General features: G+C 71.7%; 6 protein-coding genes and 1 pseudogene. All 7 read right to left on the bottom strand.

The window, feature by feature from the left end; translation table 11 throughout:
• Positions 1–26: 26 nt before the first annotated feature.
• Positions 27–3,131, bottom strand: a complete 3,105-nt coding sequence (locus GUY61_RS00925; protein WP_166628083.1) for a type I polyketide synthase — start codon at positions 3,129–3,131, stop codon at positions 27–29.
• 1 nt (position 3,132) lies between these two features.
• Positions 3,133–9,534, bottom strand: coding sequence for a type I polyketide synthase (locus tag GUY61_RS00930; RefSeq protein WP_166628084.1), 6,402 nt, complete (start codon positions 9,532–9,534; stop codon positions 3,133–3,135).
• Positions 9,531–14,993 (bottom strand): annotated as a pseudogene (locus GUY61_RS00935) (SDR family NAD(P)-dependent oxidoreductase); the annotation flags it as partial. The pseudogene GUY61_RS00935 and the gene GUY61_RS00930, both read right to left, overlap by 4 nt.
• 22 nt (positions 14,994–15,015) lie before the next feature.
• Positions 15,016–18,042, bottom strand: a complete 3,027-nt coding sequence (locus GUY61_RS00940) for a type I polyketide synthase (RefSeq protein ID WP_166628086.1) — start codon at positions 18,040–18,042, stop codon at positions 15,016–15,018.
• Positions 18,039–18,776, bottom strand: a complete 738-nt coding sequence (locus GUY61_RS00945) for a thioesterase II family protein (protein ID WP_166628087.1) — start codon at positions 18,774–18,776, stop codon at positions 18,039–18,041. Before GUY61_RS00945 ends, GUY61_RS00940 begins: the two co-directional genes overlap by 4 nt.
• Complete coding sequence (locus GUY61_RS00950) at positions 18,773–20,023, bottom strand: cytochrome P450 (RefSeq protein ID WP_166628088.1); 1,251 nt, start codon at positions 20,021–20,023, stop codon at positions 18,773–18,775. Before GUY61_RS00950 ends, GUY61_RS00945 begins: the two co-directional genes overlap by 4 nt.
• Positions 20,020–20,388 (bottom strand): phosphopantetheine-binding protein, encoded by a 369-nt coding sequence (locus GUY61_RS00955; RefSeq protein WP_313896439.1) that lies wholly within the window; start codon positions 20,386–20,388, stop codon positions 20,020–20,022. The genes GUY61_RS00950 and GUY61_RS00955 overlap by 4 nt, the downstream gene beginning before the upstream one ends.
• Positions 20,389–20,433: the final 45 nt, after the last annotated feature.

Below are 20,433 nucleotides of genomic sequence, written 5' to 3' on the forward strand. Positions count from 1 at the left end.
CTCACGGTGTCCCGCCGACGGGACAGTTACCGGGCACGGAAAGAGGAGACGATGTGCCCGGTGATCAGCCGCGCGGTCGGGTACCTCAGCGCCACGTTCGCCCGAAGCCGGAGCCCGGTCGCCGCGGCCAGGCGCTTGCTCAGCTCCACCGACAACAGCGAGTCGAATCCGAGGTGCTTGAACTCCTGGTCGGGGTCGATGGTCTCGCTGGAAGGGTGTCCGAGCACGACGGCGATCTTCCTGAGGACCTGGTCCAATACGAGTGCTTCCGCGTCCTGGTCGGAGAGGGTGGAGAGCGTGTCCGGCAGGGAAAGGGGCTGGTCATCGACTGCCGGCAGCTCCGTCTCGGGCACCTCCGCCGCCACCGCACGGTAAGAGGAGTTCAGCCAGTACCGCTGCCGGTGGAAGGCGTACGTCGGCAGTTCCACCCGTCGGCGCGCCCCGAACAGGGCTCCCCAGTCCGCACTTCCGCCCCGAACGTACAGGTGGGCCAGCGAGCCGAGCAGCGCCTCCGCTTCTCCCCGGTCCCGCCGTGCCGACGACAGGACCAGCGCGTCGTCGATGTCCTCGACGATCTCCTGCACCGGGACGGTCAGAACGGGGTGCGGACTCATCTCGACGAACACCCGGAAGCCGTCCTCGGCCAGCTGCCGGACGGATGTTTCAAAGCGGACCTTCTCGCGGAGATTGTTGTACCAGTAGACACCGTTCAGCTCCGCGGTATCGACCGTTTCCCCGAGCAGGGTCGAGTAGAAGGGCAGCGTCGACGTGTTCGGGCGGATGTCGGACAGCGGTCCGATCACCTGGTCGCGGACCTTGGTCACCTGGTGGGAATGGGAAGCGTAGTCGACCGATATACGCCTGGCCTGAACGCCCTCGGCCGTCATCTTCTCGACGAATTCGTCGAGGGCGTCCGACTCACCGGACACCACCACGGAGCGGGGTCCGTTGACCACGGCGACGCTCACCCGGTCGTTCCAGGAGGCGAGGCGCGCCGACACGAGTTCCGCGGACTCCGAGACCGACGCCATCCCGCCATGTCCGATCAGATCCAGCAGTGCCTTGCTGCGGAGCGCCACAATCTTGGCGGCGTCGCGCAGCGACAGCGCACCGCAGACGTGGGCGGCGGCGATCTCGCCCTGGCTGTGTCCGACCACAGCGGCCGGTTCCACGCCCCAGGACCGCCACAGGGCGGCCATGGACACCATCACCGAGAACAGCGCCGGCTGCACCACGTCGAGCCGGTCCAGTGTCGGCGCGCCTTCCCCACCGCGCACCACGTCGAGCAGCGACCAGTCGACCCACTCGGCCAACGCGGCCGCGCACGCGTCGAGGCTGTCGGCGAAGACGGGGAAGGTGTCGTACAACTGCCTTCCCATGCCGACCCATTGGGATCCCTGCCCGGGGAACATGAAGACGACACCACCGAGGTCCCCGGCGACCCCGCGCACCACCGCGGCGGACTCCGCGCCGTCGCGCACCGACGACAGTCCGCTCAGCAGCTCGTCCCGGCCACGGCCCAGGACGACGGCACGGTGCTTGAAGGCCGACCGGCTCGACACCAGCGACCAACCTGCATCGGCGACATCCACCGTCGGGTTCGCCACGACGAAATCGCGCAGCCTGCCCGCCTGCCGTTCCAGGGCCGCCGCGTTCTTGCCCGACACCACCCACGGCACCAGGCCGCCGGCGACGGCCGGGCCGGGCTCGTCCCGCGGCTCCGGCGGCGGTGCCTCCTCAAGGATCACGTGCGCGTTGGTGCCGCTGACGCCGAACGAGGACACCCCGGCCCGTCGCGGACCCTCCGCCCGGGGCCACTCACGCCCCTCCACCAGCAGTTCGACCGCGCCGGAGGACCAGTCCACGTGGTGTGAGGGCGTCCGCACATGCAGGGTCTTCGGCAGATACCCGTGGCGCATGGCCTGCACCGCCTTGATGATCCCGCCGACCCCTGCGGCGGCCTGGGCGTGACCGATGTTCGACTTCAGGGACCCCAGCCAGAGCGGCCTGCCCTCGGCCCGGTCCTGTCCGTAGGTCGCGAGCAGTGCGCCCGCTTCGATGGGATCGCCCAGCGCGGTTCCGGTTCCGTGGGCCTCGACCAGGTCCACCTCGGAGGGCGCAATCCCGGCGTTGGCCAATGCCTGCCGGATCACCTTCTGCTGGGCAAGGCCGTTGGGCGCGGTCAGTCCGTTGCTGGCGCCGTCCTGGTTCACCGCGCTGCCGCGGACGACGGCCAGCACCGGGTGGCCGCCTCGGCGGGCGTCGGACAGCCGCTCCAGGAGCAGCACGCCCACCCCCTCGGCCCAGCCGGTGCCGTCGGCGCCGTCCGCGAAGGACTTGCACCGGCCGTCGGCCGCCAGACCGCGCTGCCGGGAGAACTCCACGAAGATCGCGGGCGTCGACATCACCAACGCCCCGCTCGCCAGCGCGAGCGAGCACTCCCCCGCGCGCAGGGACCGCACGGCCAGGTGCAGGGCCACCAGCGACGACGAGCACGCCGTGTCCACGGACAACGTCGGCCCGGTCAGCCCCAGTTCGTAAGCCACCCGGCCGGAGGCGACGCTCAGCGCGCTCCCGTGCATCAGGTAGCCCTCCAGCTCGCTCCTGCTCCCCTCCAGGAAGCGCGAGCCGTACTCGGAGGAGCTCACCCCGGTGAAGACACCGACGTCGGTCCCGCGCACCTCCGCGGGCACGATGCCTGCCCGCTCGAAGACCTCCCACGACGTCTCCAGCAGCAGGCGCTGCTGCGGATCGATCGCCAGTGCCTCGCGCGGGCTGATGCCGAAGAAGCCCGCGTCGAAATCGGCCACGTCCGTCAGGAATCCGCCGTGCCGCACATACGAGCTGCCGACCGCGTCGGGGTCCGGGTCGTAGAGGTCGCGCCATCCGCGGTCCGCCGGGAACTCGTCCACCGCGTCCACGCCGCCGCGGACCATGTCCCACAGTTCCTCGGGCGAGGTCACGCCTCCCGGGTAGCGGCAGGCCATGGCCACCACGGCGACCGGCTCGCCGCGGCCGGCTCTGAGGGCCTCGTTCTCCTGCCGGAGGCGGTCACGCTCTTCCAGCAGGGTGCGGAGCGCCCGTTCGACCCGGTCCCCGCCCTCCGCCGTACGGTCCGCGGAGTTGTTCATGTCAATTGCCCCTCTCGTCCAGAGCCAGGTCGACGAGTGCTTCCAGGTCCATGGCGGCCAGTTCGTCCGCACCGGTGTCCGAGTCCGGGCTCGCGCTCGGTGCCGGGCGCAGCAGGCCGGCGATGTGCCCGCCCAGCTCGCGCGGTGTGGGGTAGCTGAAGACGAGGGTGGACGGTAGACGCAGGCCGGTCGCGGAGGCCAGGCGGTTGCACAGCTCGACGGAGGTCAGCGAGTCGAATCCGAGGTGGGTGAAAGCCTGGTCGGCGTCGACGGACGTACCGGACGGGTGCCCGAGCACGACGGCGACCTGTTCGCCTACCCAGTCCAGTACGGCCGTCTCCGCCTCGCCCTCCGGCAGGGCGGCCAGCCTGGCGGGCAGGTCGCCGTCCCTGGTCGCGCTCGCCCTGTTCCGAGCCGGGCGACCGGTGCCGACAAGGTCGCGCAGGAGGGGCGGCAGTTCGTCTCCGGTCCTGTTGCGCAGCGCGGCGACGTCCAGCCGGGCCGGGATCACGACCGGACGGTCGATCGCACACGCCGCGTCGAACAGAGCCAGCGCCTCGGCGGTCGGCATCTCGGCGATGCCGAGCCTGCGGACCCGCGCGAGGTCCACCTCGTCCAGGTTCTCGGTCATACCGCTGAGCTGCTCCCACCAGCCCCAGCACAGCGAGGTGCCGACCAGGCCGGAGGCCCTGCGTCGCGCTGCCATACCGTCCAGGAACCCGTTCGCCGCGGCATAGTTGGCCTGTCCTGCTGTGCCGAGCGTGCCCGCGAGGGCGGAGAACAGGATGAAGGCCGAGAGGTGGTGTTCCCGGGTCAGCTCGTGCAGGTTGACCGCGCCGCCTGCTTTGGCGCGCAGCGCGCGGTCGAGGCTCTCCGGGGTCAGCGACTCGACGGTGCCGTCCGCCAGCACACCCGCAGCGTGCACGACCGCCGTCAGCGGAGACCGGGGGGGCATGTGCGCGAGCAGGTCGGCCACGGCGTCCCGGTCCGCAACATCGCAGGCCACGACCTTGACGGCCGCGCCCGCCCGCTCCAACTCCGCGACCAGTTCGGGTGCCCCGTCGGCCGCCATGCCCCGACGGCTCGCCAGCACCAGGCTGCGCACCCCGTGTTCGGTGACGAGGTGCCGGGCCACCAGCGAGCCCACTCCCCCGGTCCCGCCGGTGACCAGCACGGTCCCGCCGCCGAAGCCGCTCCCCAGGTCGAAGATGATCTTCCCGGTGTGGCGGCCCTGGCTCATCTCGCGGAACGCCTTGCGCGCGTCGCGGATGTTGCGGACGGCGATCGGCTTCAGGTGCAGCCGCCCGTCGGCGAACAACCCCATGACGGCGCGGAACATCTCGTGGATGACGTCCGGGCCGGCCTCGTACAGGTCGAAGGCCCGGTAGTCGACGCCCGGGTGATCGGCCGCCACCCGCTGGGGATCGCGGATGTCCGTCTTCCCCATCTCCACGAAGCTCCCGCCCCCGGGGAGCAGCTTCAGCGATGCGTCGACGAAGTGGTGCGCGAGGGAGTTCAGGACGACATCCACCCCGCGACCGCCCGAGGAGTCCAGAAAGGCGTCCGCGAACTCCAGGTCCCGCGACGACGCCAGGTGCGCGTCGTCCAGCCCCAGGGCCCGCAGGGCGGGCCACTTGGCCGGGCTCGCGGTTCCGTAGACCTCGGCACCGACGTGCTTCGCCAGTTGTACGGCGGCCATCCCGACACCGCCCGCCGCCGCGTGGACGAGGATCCGTTGGCCCTTCTCCAGGCGCGTCACGTGGAAGAGGGCGTAGTAGGCGGTGAGGAAGGCCCCCGGCACGGATGCCGCCTCGACGTAGCTCCACTCGTCGGGGACGGGCATGAGCAGGCGGTGGTCGGCCACGGCCACGCGGCCGAAGGCGCCGGAGAAGATGCCCGTCACCCGGTCGCCCGGTGCGAGACCGGTGACGTCGTCCGCCACCTCCAGCACGGTTCCGGCGCCCTCGCTGCCGATCCCGGCGTCGATGGCCGTCCGCTCCACCAGTCCCAGGGCGATCGTGACGTCGCGGAAGTTGAGCCCGGCGGCGTGCACGGCGACGCGCACCTGCCCGCTCGTCAGGGGCGCCTCCACCTCGGGGCACGGGACCCAGGTCAGGTTCTCCAGCGTCCCCTTGCTCGTGACGCCCAGTCGGTGCGCGCCGGACACCGGCGGCTCCATCCGGTTGCTCGCGGGTGAGATCGCCGTCATCCGGGGGACCAGGAACACGCCGTCACGCAGAGCCAGTTGGTCCTCGCCCAGGGCGAGCGCGTCCGCGAGGTGCGCCCAAGAGCTCTCCTCGTCGTCGATGTCCAGCAGCCGGAACCTGCCGGGGTGTTCCGTCCGGGCGGAACGGATCAGGCCCCAGACGGACGCGCCGGGGAGGCTTTCGACACTGTCCTCGCCACCGGTGGCGAGCGCGAGGCGGGTGAGGACCACCAGCGTGGATCCGGCCAGCGCGTCCTCGGCGAGGAACCGCTGGACCTGTGCCAGCACACGCGTGTCCGTGGCGAGCAGGTCGGGCTCGGCATCGACGAGATCGTCCACGCAGAGCACGAGGTGTCGGGGTGTCTCCCCCGCGAGGACGTCGTCGAGGGACGCGTAGAGCACACCCGCCTCGGAGAGGCGAGACGCCAGGCCGTCCTTCGCGCCGAGAACTCCCCACCGCCCCCGATCGGTCTCCCGCTCGCCCGGCCGGACCGGCCGCCATGCCACTTCGTACAGCGACTGCCCGGGGCCGCCGTGCGCCGACCGCAGTTGCCCGGGGCTCACCGGCCGGAACGTCAACGCCCCGATGTGCGCGATCCCGTGGCCGTGCTCGTCGGCGACCGCCACCGACACGGCGGCCTCCCCGGCCGGGGAGACCCGGATCCGCACGGTCGGGCCGCACTCCCCGGCCGGTTCCACCCCGGACCACGAGAACGGCATCCAGCCCTGGTCACCCGCGATCTCGATGACCCCGCCGGCCACCACCGCGTGCAGCACGGAGTCCATCAGCGCCGGATGCAGGGTGAACCCGGCACCGCCCGAACCGTCGGCGGCCGTCGGCAGCGTGGCCGTGGCGAAGAGGTCGTCGCCGCGCTGCCACACCTCGCGCAGCCCGCGGAAGGCCGGGCCGTAGTCGAAACCCGCGTCCGCGAAGGAGTCGTACAGGCTGTCGATGGGCAGGAGCTTCGCTCCGGCCGGTGGCCATACGGCGAGGGAGCCCGCTTCATCGGTCCCTCTGGCCGTCGGCAGTGTGCTTGGTGCGAGGCTCCCCGTGGCGTGCCGGGTCCAGTCGCCGACCGTTCGGTCGTCGTCGCCCGGGCGCCCGTACACGTCCAGGGTGCGGTGCCCCCTCTCGTCCGCCGCGCCGATGACGACCCGCACCCGCACGTCGCCCGGGTCGGGAAGGACCAGGGGGACTTCCAGGGAGAGTTCGTCGACAGCGGCGCAGCCGACGAAGTCGCCCACCGACAGCGCCAGGTCCAGGTAGGCCGTCGCCGGTACGACGACCGAGCCGAACACGGTGTGATCGGCCAGCCAGTCGTGGGTCCGCAGGGACCACAGGCCGGTGAAAACCACCTCGCCGGTGCCGGGGTGTTCAACCACCGCGCCCAGCAGAGGGTGTTCCGACGCCGACAGGCCGGCGGAGGTCACGTCCGCGGTACGCGTCCCGGCAAGGAAGTCCAACCAGTACCGCCGCCGTTGGAACGCGTACGTCGGAAGGTCCACCCGGCGGCGGGGCCCGAACAGGGCGTCCCAGTCCACGTCTCCGCCCCGGACGTGCAGGTGGGCCAGCGAGCCGACCAGCGTCTCCACCGCGCCCCGCCCCCGCCGCGCCGCCGACAGGATTACCGCGTCGTCCACGCCCTCGGCGGCGAAGGCCTCCTTGGTGATGCTCGTGAGGGTCGAGCCCGGGCCCAGTTCGAGGAAGACGTCGGTCCCGGCTGCCCGGGCGTACTCCACGGCGTCGCGGAAGCGCACGGGTTCGCGGATGTGCCGCACCCAGTGCGCGACGGACGTCAGTTCCCGGAGCGTGGCCTCGCGGCCCAGTCTGGTCGAGACGACCGGAACGGTCATGCGGCCCGCGGGGAGTTCGCCGATCGAGCTCGCGAACTCGTCCAGGACCGGGTCCATGAGCGGGGAGTGGAAGGCGTGGTCGACGTCGAGGAGTTTCGCCGATGTGCCGCCGGCGACGAGACGGTCCCGGAGGCCGAGGACCTCGTCGCGGATGCCCGAGACCACAACCGACTCCGGGCCGTTGACAGCGGCGACGCCGATCCGGTCGTACGGGCCGAAGAGGGCGCTCACCTGCTCTTCCGAGGCGCGTACCGCCAGCATTGCGCCCCGCTCGGCCATCTGCATGGCTCGTCCGCGCGCGGCCACGAGCCGTGTCGCACTGTCGAGGTCCAGGGCGCCGGACACATGAGCGGCGGCGATCTCGCCGATGGAGTGGCCGATCAGGTGGCCCGGCTGCCCGCAGAACGTCACCATCAGCCGGTACCGACTGACCTCCAGCGCGAACAGGGCCGGCTGCGCGATGTCGGTCCGGCCCTGTCCGCCTTCCGCGGGCACGTCGGCGAGGAGCAACGGCTTCAGCGCGTAGGGGAGATGGGCGTCAAAGTGTGCGCAGACCTCGTCGAGGGTGCGCGCGAAGACGGGGAAGGTTTCGTACAACTGCCGTGTGGTGTCCTCCCATTGGGTGCCCTGCCCGGGGAACAGAAAGGCAGTGCCGCCGACTTCACCGGCGACACCCCGTACGACCCCGGCGGACTCCGTGCCGTCGCGCAACGACGTGAGACCGAGCAGCAGTTCGTCCCGGTCGTGCCCCAGCACCACCGCGCGGTGCTCGAACCGCGACCGGCTTGATACCAACGACGCGCCGATGTCGGCGACTTCGGCATTCGGATCCGCCACGACGAAGTCGCGCAGTCTCTCCGCCTGCGCCCGCAGCGCGCCCTCCGAGCGTGCCGATACGACCCACGGCACCAAGCCGGTCAGGTGCTCGGAGGCGCAGGGCGCCACCTCTTCCTCGGGCGCCTCCTCCAGGATCAGGTGCGCGTTGGTGCCACTGGCCCCGAAGGCGGACACGCCCGCGCGCCGGGGCCGTCCCGGGACGCTCGGCCACTTCACGGTCCCGGTCAGCAGTTCCACCGCCCCCGCCGACCAGTCCACATGGGTCGTCGGGCGGTCCACGTGCAGTGTCTTGGGCATCGTCCGATGGCGCATCGCCATGATCATCTTGATGATCCCGCCGACGCCCGCGGCCGCCTGCGTGTGCCCGATGTTCGACTTCAACGCTCCGAGCCACAGCGGCCGGTCGGGATCTCGGTCCTGTCCGTAGGTGGCCAGTACTGCCTGGGCCTCGATCGGGTCGCCCAGCGTCGTGCCGGTGCCGTGCGCCTCCACGACGTCCACCTCGCTCGCCCGGACCCGGGAGTTCGCCAACGCCGCGCGGATCACCCGCTGTTGGGACGGACCGTTCGGTGCGGTCAGCCCGTTGGACGCCCCGTCCTGGTTGATCGCCGAGCCCCGGATCAGCGCCCAGATCCGGCGTCCGTGGCGCCGCGCGTCCGACAGCCGCTCCAGGACCAGCATGCCCGCCCCCTCGGAGAAGCCGGTGCCGTCCGCCGCTTCGGCGAACGCCTTGCACCGGCCGTCCACCGCCAGGCCCCGCTGCCGTGACATCTCCCGGAACACCTGTGTCGTCGCCATGACGGTGACGCCCCCGGCCAAGGCCAGCGTGCACTCGCCCTGTCGCAGCGACTGCACCGCCTGGTGCACTGCCACCAGCGACGACGAGCACGCGGTGTCGGTCGACACCGCCGGGCCCTCCAGACCCAGCGTGTACGCCACGCGCCCGGAGGCCACGCTCAGCAGCGAACCGGTCTGCCCGTAGCCCGCGATGGCCTCGGGGGTGTGCAGGTGATTGCCGTACCCGAAGTACGCGATACCGGCGAAGACACCGGTGCTGCTGCCGTGCAGGTTCCGCGGGTCGATACCGGCCCGCTCCAGGGACTCCCACGAGGTCTCCAGGAGCAGCCGCTGCTGCGGGTCGGCGGCCAGCGCCTCGCGTGGGCTGATCCCGAAGAAGTCGGCGTCGAAGTCACCGGCGTCGTGCAGGAACCCGCCGGAGCGCGTGTAGCAGGTGCCGGGCCTGTCCGGATCCGGGTCGTACAGGCCCTCCAGGTCCCAGTCGCGGTCCTTCGGGAAGTTCGATATCGCGTCCCGGCCCGCCGCCACCAGCTCCCACAACGCCTCCGGGGACGCCACCCCGCCCGGGAAGCGACAGGCGACACCGACGATGGCGATGGGCTCCGCGGCGGCCTCCGTCAGCTCGTTCAGGCGCTGGCGGGTTTCGATCAGCTCGATCGACGTCCGCTTGAGGTAGTCGAGAACATCGGCGTCGTTGTCGTGTGTCATCGCTCTCCCTGGCCGAGCTCTTTGTCCAGCAGCGAGAGAAGCTCGCCGGCTGATGCCGAACTGATCCGGTCGACGATGCCGACCGGTGATCCATCGCCCGCCGTCGGGCGGACCCGGTCTTGCAGCTCGCCGAGAAGGGCGGCGATGGTGTTCCTGTCCTCCTCGGCGAGTTCGAGCGAGGCGTCCGCCAGCCGGGCTCCCAGTCCTTCGATCTCCTTGGCCAGGCGGGCGGCCGCGGATTGCCGGTCGGCGCCGGGGTGGACGCCCGCGGTCAGGAACCGTGCGAGGGCGTTCGGGTTCGGGTGGTCGAACGCGAGCGTGGCGGGCAGTTTCAGGCCGGTGACCGCCACCAGCCTGTTCCGCAGCTCCAGCGCCATGAGCGAGTCGATCCCGAGATCCCTGAACGCCACGGCGGGACCGACCCGTTCGGTGTCGACGTGGCCGAGGACGATCGCGGTCTGGGCCCGTACGGCATCGAGGAGCACCCCTTCCGCGTCGGCCCGCGGCAGCGACCTGACCCGCTGCGCGAGTCCGGCGTCGGCGACCTCCTGGCTCCTTGGGCCGGAGGGGGGAGCAACCAGGCCGCGCAGGAGCGGCGCGCCCGGGGCCGGGGGATTCAGCCGCGCGGGCACCAGCACCGGCTCGTCCCGCGAGATCGCCGCGTCGAAGAGGGCGAGCCCCTCGTGCGACGCCATCGGCCGCACGCCCTGCCGCTGGAGGCGCTCGATGTCCCCCGCATGGAGGCCGGCGCCCGCTTCGGTGCGTTCCGCCCAGTAACCCCAGCACAACGAGGCGGCGACCAGTCCCTCGGCCCGGCGGGCCTCCGCCAGCCCGTTGAGGAACGCGTTGGCCGCCGCGTAGCTGGCCTGCCCCGCCGTTCCGAGCACGCTCGCGACCGACGAGAACGGCACGAACGCGGACAGGTCCAGGTGCTTGGTCAGTTCGTGCAGGTACCAGGCGCCGCGCACCTTCGGCGCCAGCACCTCGTCCACCCGGTCCTCGGTGAGCGCCTCGACGATCCCGTCGTCCAGTACGGCCGCACAGTGGACCACCGCCGTCAGCGGGTGCTCGTCGGGCACCGCGGCGATCAGTTCGGCGACGGCGTCACGGCTGGTGACATCGCAGGCGACGATCTCGACGTACGCCCCCCTCGCGGTCAGTTCTTCCCTCAGTCCTGCCGCCGCCGGTGCCGCCGGCCCTCGCCTGCTGGTGAGCACCAGCCGGCGTACCCCGTGCCGCTCCACGAGGTGCCGGGCCAGCATCGCCCCCAGGCCGCTGGTGCCGCCCGTGATCAGGACGGTCCCGTCGAGGGACCTTCGACCGGTGGATGTGCCCTGGACGTGTACCAGTCGAGGGGTGGTCATGACGCCGGCCCGGATCTTGAGCTGGGGCTCTCCGGTGGAGGCCGCCGCCGGAACGCAGGCCCGTGAACCGACCTGGTCGTCCGTGTCCACGAGCACGAACCGGCCCGGGTTCTCGGTCTGTGCGCTGCGGACGAATCCCCAGACCGCGGCCGCCGCGGGGTCGGGGCGGGTCACGTGGTCATCGTGGATCGCCTCGCGCGTCAGGACGACCAGGCGGGAGTCGGAGAACCGGTCGTCGGAGAGCCAGTCCTGAGTCCAGCGCAGCACCTGGTGGATGTTCCGCTCGACAGCGGCGGGGGTGTCGTCGTCGAACGCCCCTTGCACACAGGCGACGACGACAGGGGGTATCGCCCGGCCGGAAGCGGCGAGTTCGTCGAGGTCCGCATAGGCCGCTCCGCCCCGGCCCAAGGATGCGGTGACCTCGGTTGGCGGGCCCACCACCGCGTACTCGCCGGCGGCCGCCCCGGACGGGACCGGGAACGGTATCCAGTCCACCCGGAACAGCGCGTCCCGGTGGTCGAAGTTCAGCTCGGTGAGCTGCCCGGCGTCCGCGGGCCGCAGGAGCAGCGAATCGACGCCGCCGAGTGGTGTTCCGTCCTGATCCGCTACGGCGATGGCGACCGCGTTCTCGCCTGCGGGCGCGAGCCGGAAGCGCAGTGCGGTCGCCGCCCCCGCGGACTTCAGACGGATCCCCGCACAGCGGTACGGCAGCCATTCTTCGGGCCGGGAGCCGTCGACGAACCGCCCGAGGCCGATCGCGCGCAACGCGGCGTGGAGCAGCGCCGGGTGGATCCGGAAACCGCGCGGATCCACGCCGTGGAGGGCGGGCAGTTCCACCTCGGCGTACAGAACGTCGTCGCGGCGCCACACCTGCTTCAGCCCGACGTGCTCGACGTTCTTCTCGAACGGCACGCCGACCGCGCCCGCGGGGGGCCACGGGACGAGGTCTTCCTCCTCACGGGTTCCTCCGGTGCCGGACCCGACGACCCCGACCGCGTTCCGCGTCCACGCGGATTCGTCCTCACCCCGTGAGTGCACGCCGAGCACCCGCTTGCCGTCGACGACGACCCGGATCTCGCGGCCGGCCGTTCGGGACAGCACCAGCGGTGCCTCCAGCGTGAGTTCGTCGACGACGTCGCACCCCACCCTGCGGGCCGCCCACACCGCCATCTCCACCAGCACCGGTCCCGGCACCACCACAGCGCCGTGGACCACCTGGTCGTAGAGCCAGGGGTGGCGCTGCGGCGACAGGCGCCCGCTGCCCACCACTCCCCCGCGCTCCGCGTCGTCGGGCAGGTCGATCACGGCGTCGAGGAGCGGGTGGTCGGAGGTGCCGCGGGTGGTGCTCTCGGCGGGTGTGTTCAGCCAGTAGCGCTGCCGCTGGAAGGGATACGTGGGCAGTTCGACCCAGTGGCCGTCCCTGCCCGGGAACACCGCCTCCCACGACACCGCGACGCCCGCCACGAAGGCCTCGGCCGCCGACCGGTACAACCGCTTGAGGCCGCCGTCGCCGCGGCGCAGCGAGCCCACCACCACGCCGTCGGCACCGGAGGTGTGGTCGAGCATGTCCTGGACGTTGATCGTGAGCAGCGGGTGCGGGCTGGCCTCGACGAACGCGCCGTACCCCGCGTCGAGGAGGCACTTCACCGCGGCCTCGAACTGGACCGGTTCCCGCATGTTGCGGAACCAGTAGGCGGCGTCCAGCTCCGCGGTGTCGATCGGCCCGCCGGTCACCGTCGAATAGAACGCCACCGGCGAGGACGTGGGAGCGATCCGGCCCAGCTCGTCGCGGAGCCGGTCCTCGAACTGGTCCATCAGCGGTGAGTGGCCGGGGACGCTCGCCGGGAACCACCGCGCACGGGCGCCCTCCGACTCGCAGATCGCGACCAGTTCCCTGACCGCCGAGGCTTCGCCCGCGACCGTCGTCGAGTACGGTCCGTTGATCGCGGCGATCGTGGCCCGGGACCCCGTCCGCTCCAGCAGCTCCCGCACCCGGCGTTCGGGCAACACGATCCCGGCCATGCCGCCGTCCTGGGCGCTGGTGGCCAGCATCCGGGACCGCACGGCCACGATCCTGGCCGCGTCCGGCAGGGTCAGGGCGCCGGCGGCGCAGGCCGCGGCGATCTCGCCCTGGGAGTGGCCGATCACCGCGTCCGGTGTCACCCCCAGCGACCGCCACACCCGTGCCAGTGACACCATCACCGCGAACAGCACCGGCTGGACGACCTCGGTCCGGTCCAGGTCCCCCGCCCTCGGCCCGCCGCACACAGTGTCGGTCAGCGACCAGTCCACCCACGGCGCGAGCGCGTCCTCGCACGCGCGCATCGCTTCGGCGAACACCGGGGACGACTCCCACAGTTCACGCCCCATCCCGGCCCACTGCGAGCCCTGGCCGGGAAAGACGAACACCGTCCTGCCCACCGGCCGGGCGACGCCGGACACCACTCCGGCGGGGTTCCGGCTCCCCTCGGCGACGGCGGCCAGGCCGGCGAGCAGCTCCTCCCGGTCCGCTCCGACGACCACCTGGCGGTGCTCGAACAGCGAGCGCGTCGCCACGAGGGAATGCCCCACGTCGGCTGTCGACAGGTCAGTGGCCACGCTGTCCCGCAGCCGCCCCGCCTGCTCCCGCAACGCCTCGGCGGACCGGGCCGACAGCACCCACGGCACCGCACCGGGGACATCCGTGGGCACCTGATCGACGGTCTCGGGAGCCTCCTCGAGGATCACGTGCGCGTTCGTCCCGCTGACCCCGAACGACGACACCCCCGCGCGCCGGGGCCGCCCCGGTGCTCCGGGCCACTGCCTCGCCTCGGTGAGCAGCCGCACCGCCCCCGCCGACCAGTCGACATGCGGGGTGGGCCGGTCCACGTGCAACGTCCTGGGCAACACCCCATGGCGCATCGCCATGATCATCTTGATCATCCCGCCGACGCCCGCGGCCGCCTGTGTATGCCCGATGTTCGACTTCAGCGAGCCCAGCCACAGCGGGCTGCCGGGGTCCCGGTCCTGTCCGTAGGTGGCCAGCAGTGCCTCCGCCTCGATGGGGTCACCCAGCTTCGTGCCGGTCCCGTGCGCTTCCACCGCGTCCACCTCGCCCGGTGCGAGGCCGGCATCGGCCAGGGCCGCCCGGATGACCCGCCGCTGCGCCAGTTCGTTCGGCGCCGTCAGCCCGTTGGACGCCCCGTCCTGATTGATCGCCGAGCCCCGGATCACCGCCCTGATCCGGCGCCCGTTGCGCAGCGCGTCCGACAACCGCTCCAGCACCAGCACGCCCGCGCCCTCGCCCCAGCCGGTTCCGTCGGCCGCCTCCGCGAACGACTTGCACCGCCCGTCGGCCGACAGACCCCGCTGCCGGGCGACCTCCACGAACAGCCCCGGAGTCGGCAGCGCCGACACCCCGCCGGCCAGCGCCAACGTGCACTCCCCGGACCGCAGGGACCGCACGGCCTGGTGCACCGCCACCAGCGACGACGAGCACGCGGTGTCCACCGACACCGCGGGACCCTCCAGCCCCAGCACATACGCCACCCGGCCCGAGGCCACGCTGGTGTACGTCCCCGCGATCGCGAAACCCTCCACCTCGGCGGCGGCCCCGCCGCCCATCCGCGGGCCGTAGTCGACCCCGTAGATCCCGGTGAACACCCCGGTCGCCGAGCCCCGCAACCCGGCCGGGTCGATCCCCGCCCGCTCCAGCGCCTCCCACGACGTCTCCAGCATCAACCGCTGCTGCGGATCCATCGCGAGCGCCTCGCGCGGGCTGATCCCGAAGAACGGCGCGTCGAAGTCCGCGAGGCCGGACAGGAACCCGCCCGACCGGGTGTACGTCTTCCCGCGCGCCTCGGGGTCCGGGTCGTACAGCGCCTCCACTTCCCACCCACGGTCCAGCGGGAACCCACCCATCGCGTCCACACCGCCGGACACCAGCCCCCACAGCTCTTCGGGGGACGTCACCCCGCCCGGGAAGCGACACCCCACGCCCACGACCGCGATGGGGTCGCGAGCGGACTCCTCCAGCTCGCGCACCCGCTCGCGCAACGTCTGCGCGTCACCGACGGCGCGTCGCAGGTAGGACCGGAGCTTGTCGACGTCTTCCACCAGGGCCTCCCCCACGAGTTGCTCAGACGTATCCGCGGTCGATCAATTCGAACAAGTCATCATCACCACGACTTTCCGGACTCTCCGGGCCCGGGGCATCGGGCACCTCCGGCGCGAGGAGGGAGAAGATGTGGCGCGCGAGCGTCTGCGGAGTGGGGTAGGTGAACGCGACGGTGGCCGGCAGCCGCACTCCGGCCGCCGTGGTGAGCCGGTTGCGGAGCCGCACGGCCATCGCGGAGTCGAACCCGAGGTTCTTGAAGGTCTCGGTCGACCTCGCCGCGAGATCGGCGGCCGTCAGCCCCCCGTCCTTCGCACTCAGCACCGCCGCCGTCTCGGCGCACACGAGCTTCAGGGCCGACGACTCCGACCCGATCGGTTGCACGGTGGGGCCCGGGGCTGTCGAGCCGGTGTCCTCGGGCGCCGTCAGCCAGTGCCGCTGCCGCTGGAACGGGTAGGTCGGCAGGCCGATCCGGCGCGGACGGTGCGCGGCGAAGACCTCCGCCCAGTCCACCGGCACACCGCGCACGTGCAGTTCGGCCAGCGACGCCAGGACCTTGCCCACGCTCCCGTCGTCCTTGTCGAGGGTGCCCACCACCGGCGGTGCGGTGGCCAGGGCGTCGGCGGTCTCCTCCATCGCCACCGTCAGCACCGGATGCGGACTGACCTCCACGAAGGCCCCGCCACGCTCGCGCATCAGGTGCTCGACGGCCTCGCCGAACCGCACCATCGAGCGCAGGTTGTCGTACCAGTACGAGCCGTCGAGCGCGTGGGGGTCGAGCACTTCCCCGGTGACCGTCGAGTGGAACTCCACCGCGGTCTCCCTCGGCGAGATGCCCGCGAGGTCCACGAGCAGACGTTCTCGAATGCGTTCGACGTGGTGGGAGTGGGACGCGTAGTCCACCTTGACCCGTCGCACCCGGACCCCGTCGCCGTCGGCCGTCGCGGCGAACCGGTCCAGCGCCTCGCCGTCCCCGGAGATCACCACCGACGCCGGTCCGTTGACGGCGGCCGTGGCGAGCCGCCCGGACCACTGCCCCAGCCGGTCCTGAACCCACGCGGGGGACGCGGACACCGCGCTCATCCCGCCGCCCAGGCCGGCCAGTTCGGTCAGGGCCCGGCTGCGCAGGGCCACGACCCGGGCCGCGTCCTCGAGCGAGAGCGCGCCCGACACGCAGGCCGCGGCGATCTCGCCCTGCGAGTGCCCGACCACGGCCTCGGGGACGACGCCCAGCGAGCGCCACACCCGCGCCAGCGAGACCATCACCGCGAACAGCGCCGGCTGGACCACATCCACCCGGTCGAGTGCCGCAGCCGATTCCGTACCGGTCAGCGCCTCCACGAGTGACCAGTCCACCCACGGGGCCAAGGCATGCGCGCACTCGTCGATGCCGCGCGAGAAGATCTCCGACTCCGCGTACAGCTGCCGTCCCATGCCGACCCACTGCGAGCCCTGGCCGGGGAACACGAAGACCACCGGCCCCACCGGCCCTGCGGCCACTCCGCGGATCACCCGCGCCGAGTCCTCACCCGCCGCCAGCGTGCCCAGCGCTTCCTCACGGTCACCGCCCAGCAGTACGGCCCGGTGTTCGAACGACGAACGCGTCGACACCAGGGAGTAGCCGACGTCGGCCGCCGACAGCGACGTGTCCGCGGTCACGAGATCCCGTAGCCGTGCCGCCTGCTCCCGCAGGGCCGGCTCCGAACGGGCCGACAGCACCCACGGCAGCGCTCCTCCGCCTGCGGCGCGGGGTTCCGTCCGTGTCCCGGGTGCCTCTTCGAGGATCACGTGCGCGTTCGTGCCGCCCATCCCGAACGCCGAGACCCCTGCCCGGCGCGGCCGGTCCGGCGTACTCGGCCAGGGGCGCGCGGCTGTGAGGACTTCGAAGTCGTCGTGGAAGCCCGGGACGGCGGGGTTCGGGGACCGGAAGTTCAGGCTGGGGACCAGATGGGCGCGGTGCACGCAGAGCGCCGTCTTCAGGAAGCCGACGATGCCCGCGGCCGGCTCCAGGTGTCCGACGTTCGTCTTCACCGAGCCGATCACCAGGGGGCGGCTGCGGCCGGTCGCGTGGAACACCTCGCGCAGACCGGAAATCTCGGCCGGATCGCCGAGTCGTGTACCCGTGCCGTGGGCCTCGACGTAGTCGACACCCTCGAACGGAACACCCGCGCGGTCGAGAGCGGACAGCACGGTCGCCGCCTGTGCGCCGGGGCTGGGATCCGGCATCCGCGAGGAGGCGCCACCGCTGCCGACGCTCCAGCCGCGCACCACCGCGTAGACACGATCACCGTCGGCGATGGCGAGGTCGAGCCGCTTCAGCAGGACGAATCCGCCGCCCTCTCCCCGTACGAAACCGCTCGCCCGTTCGTCGAAGGTGAAGCAGCGGCCATCGGGCGACAGGGCGCCCAGATTCGCCAGGCCCAGTCCGGCCTCCGGATCGACGATCAGGTGCACACCGCCCACGAGCGCCATGTCGACGGCGCCGCCGCGGATCCGGTCGCAGGCCAGCGCCACCGACACCAGGGAGGAGGACTGGCCCGAGTCCGCGCACAGGCTCATGCCGCGGACGTCGAACAGGCTGGAGATCCGGTTCGCGATCAAGGAGCCGCTGGAGCCGAGCGCGGCGTAGTGGTCGTCCCGGTCGCTGCCGGACAGTCGGCGCAGGACGTCGTATCCGGAGGACGCGGCGCCGACCAGGACATCGATCTCGCGTTCGGCGAGCGCGGTCGCCGGAAGCCGGGCGTCTTCCACGGCCTCCCAGGCGAGTTCCAGCCCGAGCCGCTGCACGGGGTCCATGGCGGCGGCTTCCGCCGGGCCCGTTCCGAAGAACCGCGCGTCGAAACCGTCGATGGAATCGAAGAACGAACCCGAGGTCACGGTGGCCGTGTCCGGGTGAGAAGTGGGGTTCGAGGCGACTGCCCGGTGCTCGGGAAACCTTCCGACGGTCGACTTCCCGTCGAGCAGCAAGTGCCAGAACTCCCCCAGGTCGTGCACGCCGGGGAAGCGGCACGACATGCCGATGACGGCTACTTCGGGGCGCACTGCGTTCATCGCCAAGAGGTCAACAACCTCCGCAATTCGTCGGGCGCCTTCGCGAAGTCGTGGTGCCCGCCCTCGACGACCCGGATGTCGACCGACTCCGCGTACCGATGCCATCCCTGCAGGTGGTCGAGGCTCACGTCGGGGTCGTCCCGCCAGTGCAGTACGACGATGGGGCAGCCCACCGCGACCGGCTCCGCCCGGCGGTACCGACGCGCGGCGGCGTGATCGCGGAGCAGAACGGCCATGCCCATGTCGATCAGGTCCGGCCGCGGCTCGATGCCCCGGCCGCGGACGAACGCCTCGACCTCGGCGCGCAGTTCGGGCTCGGTCAAGGTGAGCATCCGGTCGCGTGCGGCATCGTGCGGCGCCGGCTGGCCCGACACGAAGAGACGGTCCGGACCGGGCAGACCCAGTTCGGCGAGCCGGAGCACGGTCTCGTAGGCGGGCAGCGCGCCCGCGCAGTGCCCGAAGAACGCGAACGGCCTGTCGAGCAGCGGTGCGAGCGGTTCGACCAGGTCGGCTGCGAGGTTCTCGTAGGTGTCGTAGTGGGGTTCGCCCAGCCGGTTCTCGCGGCCGGGGAACTGGAGGGGGCAGACCTCGATGTCGTCGAGGGCGGCCGGCCAGGCGCTGAAGGCCGATGCCCCGGTGCCGGAGTAGGGGAAGCAGAAGACGCGGGCGGAGTGGTCCGTGGACTGCGGCCGGACGAACCACGGGGACGTGGCGGCGGCGTAGCCGGATGTCATGGTGTCTGTCGTTTCTGGGCGACGATGGGGAGGTGGGTCATTCCGGCGATGAAGAACGACCGCAAGTGCTGTGGCTCGCCGTCGAGTTCGATCGACGCGAACCGCTGGAGCAGTTCCTCGAAGAAGACGCGCAGGGTCAGCCGGGCCAGCGGTCCGCCGATGCAGAAGTGCGGTCCGAACCCGAACGCGACGTGGCGCTTCGCGGCGCTCCGCGTGATGTCGAAGGTGTGCGGATCGGGGAACTGGGAGTCGTCCCGGTTGGCGGACCCGATCCACGCGACGACGGCGCCCAGGGCCGGAACGGTGCCCCCGCCGATCTCGGTGTCGTGCACCGCGTACCGCATGAAGTTGCACGCGGCCGAGGTCCAGCGCAGCCCCTCCTCGACGAGGTTGGGGACCAGCGAGGGGTCGGCCTGCGCCTTCTGGAACTGCTCGGGCCGCTCGATAAGCGCGTGCACCGTGCCCGAGACGGTGTGCGGGGTCGTTACGTTGGCGCCCAGCAGAATGCTGTAGCCGTCGAGGGCGATCTCCTCGTCGGTCAGCGGCGCGTCTCCCGCGCGGACGTTCATCAGGTGGTCGAGCAGGCTGCCGTCCTCGCCGCCGGCCGACCGCCGCCGGCCGACCCACTCGGTGACGTAGGTGACGAGTTCGTGGTGGGAGATGGCCAGCGTCGCGGCTTCGCTGCCGTGCTGGAAGTGTGGGTCGGAGGGGGCCGTCACCATCGCGGTCAGCTGCACGAGTTCGTCCCAGTCGCGCTCTGGGATCCCCAGGATCGGGCCCGTGACGATCGCCGGGAGGAGCAGCGCCCGCTCGGCCAGGTCGAAGCTGCCGCCGTCCAGCGCCGGTTCGAGGAAGCGCACGACCGCCTGCCGGATCCGGTCCTCCCAGGGCGCCACCGCCCGCGCGGTGAGCCTGGAGCCGATCGCTCTGCGGACCTGGGTGTGCCGCGGCGGATCGGTGGACGTCATCAGCTTGCCCGCCGCGACGTCGTCCACGCCGAGGTGGGTCACCACAGTGCCGCGTTCCGAGGTGAACTCGCGATGGTCGCCGAGCACGCGGCAGACGTCGTCGTAGCGCGTCACCGACCAGAACTCCCGTCCATCCGGCAGGACTTGGTGGTGCAGGGGCGCCGTCGCCCTCATCACGTCCCAGATGGCGTGCGGATCGCCCGCGGTGTAGAGATCGAGGTCGAACAGGTCGACCCGACCGAGATCGATGTCGTTCCCGGTACCCGGCGCCAATCTCACGTCCGTGCCCTCCCCTGCGCGATCAGCTCGGCGACCCGGGCCGGGGTCTGCGCCACATAGAAGTCGCGCACGGACAATTCGACGTTGTAGTCCCGGGACACCCGATCGATGATCTTGATTCCGATCAGGGAATTGCCGCCGAGTGCGAAGAAGTCGTCATCCGCGCCGACCTCGCGACCATCGAGGTACTCCCCCCACAGCGCCGAGATCTCATGCACGAGTGACACCGGCGCGCCGGAAGGCTCGGCCGGTGGTTCTGACGCCTCATCCTGTCCGTCCTGCTGGTGGACCCGTGGCCCCAATTCCATTACCAGCCTTTCCTTCTCCGCCGGACGAGTGGCTCGTGCCCCGATGTCATGGATCACGTACTGGACATGTGGATCCGGGACCATCGCGACGCCAAGGTAAAT

Source organism: Streptomyces sp. GC420 (assembly GCF_009916105.1).
In the GTDB taxonomy this organism is placed as follows: Bacteria; Actinomycetota; Actinomycetes; order Streptomycetales; family Streptomycetaceae; genus Streptomyces.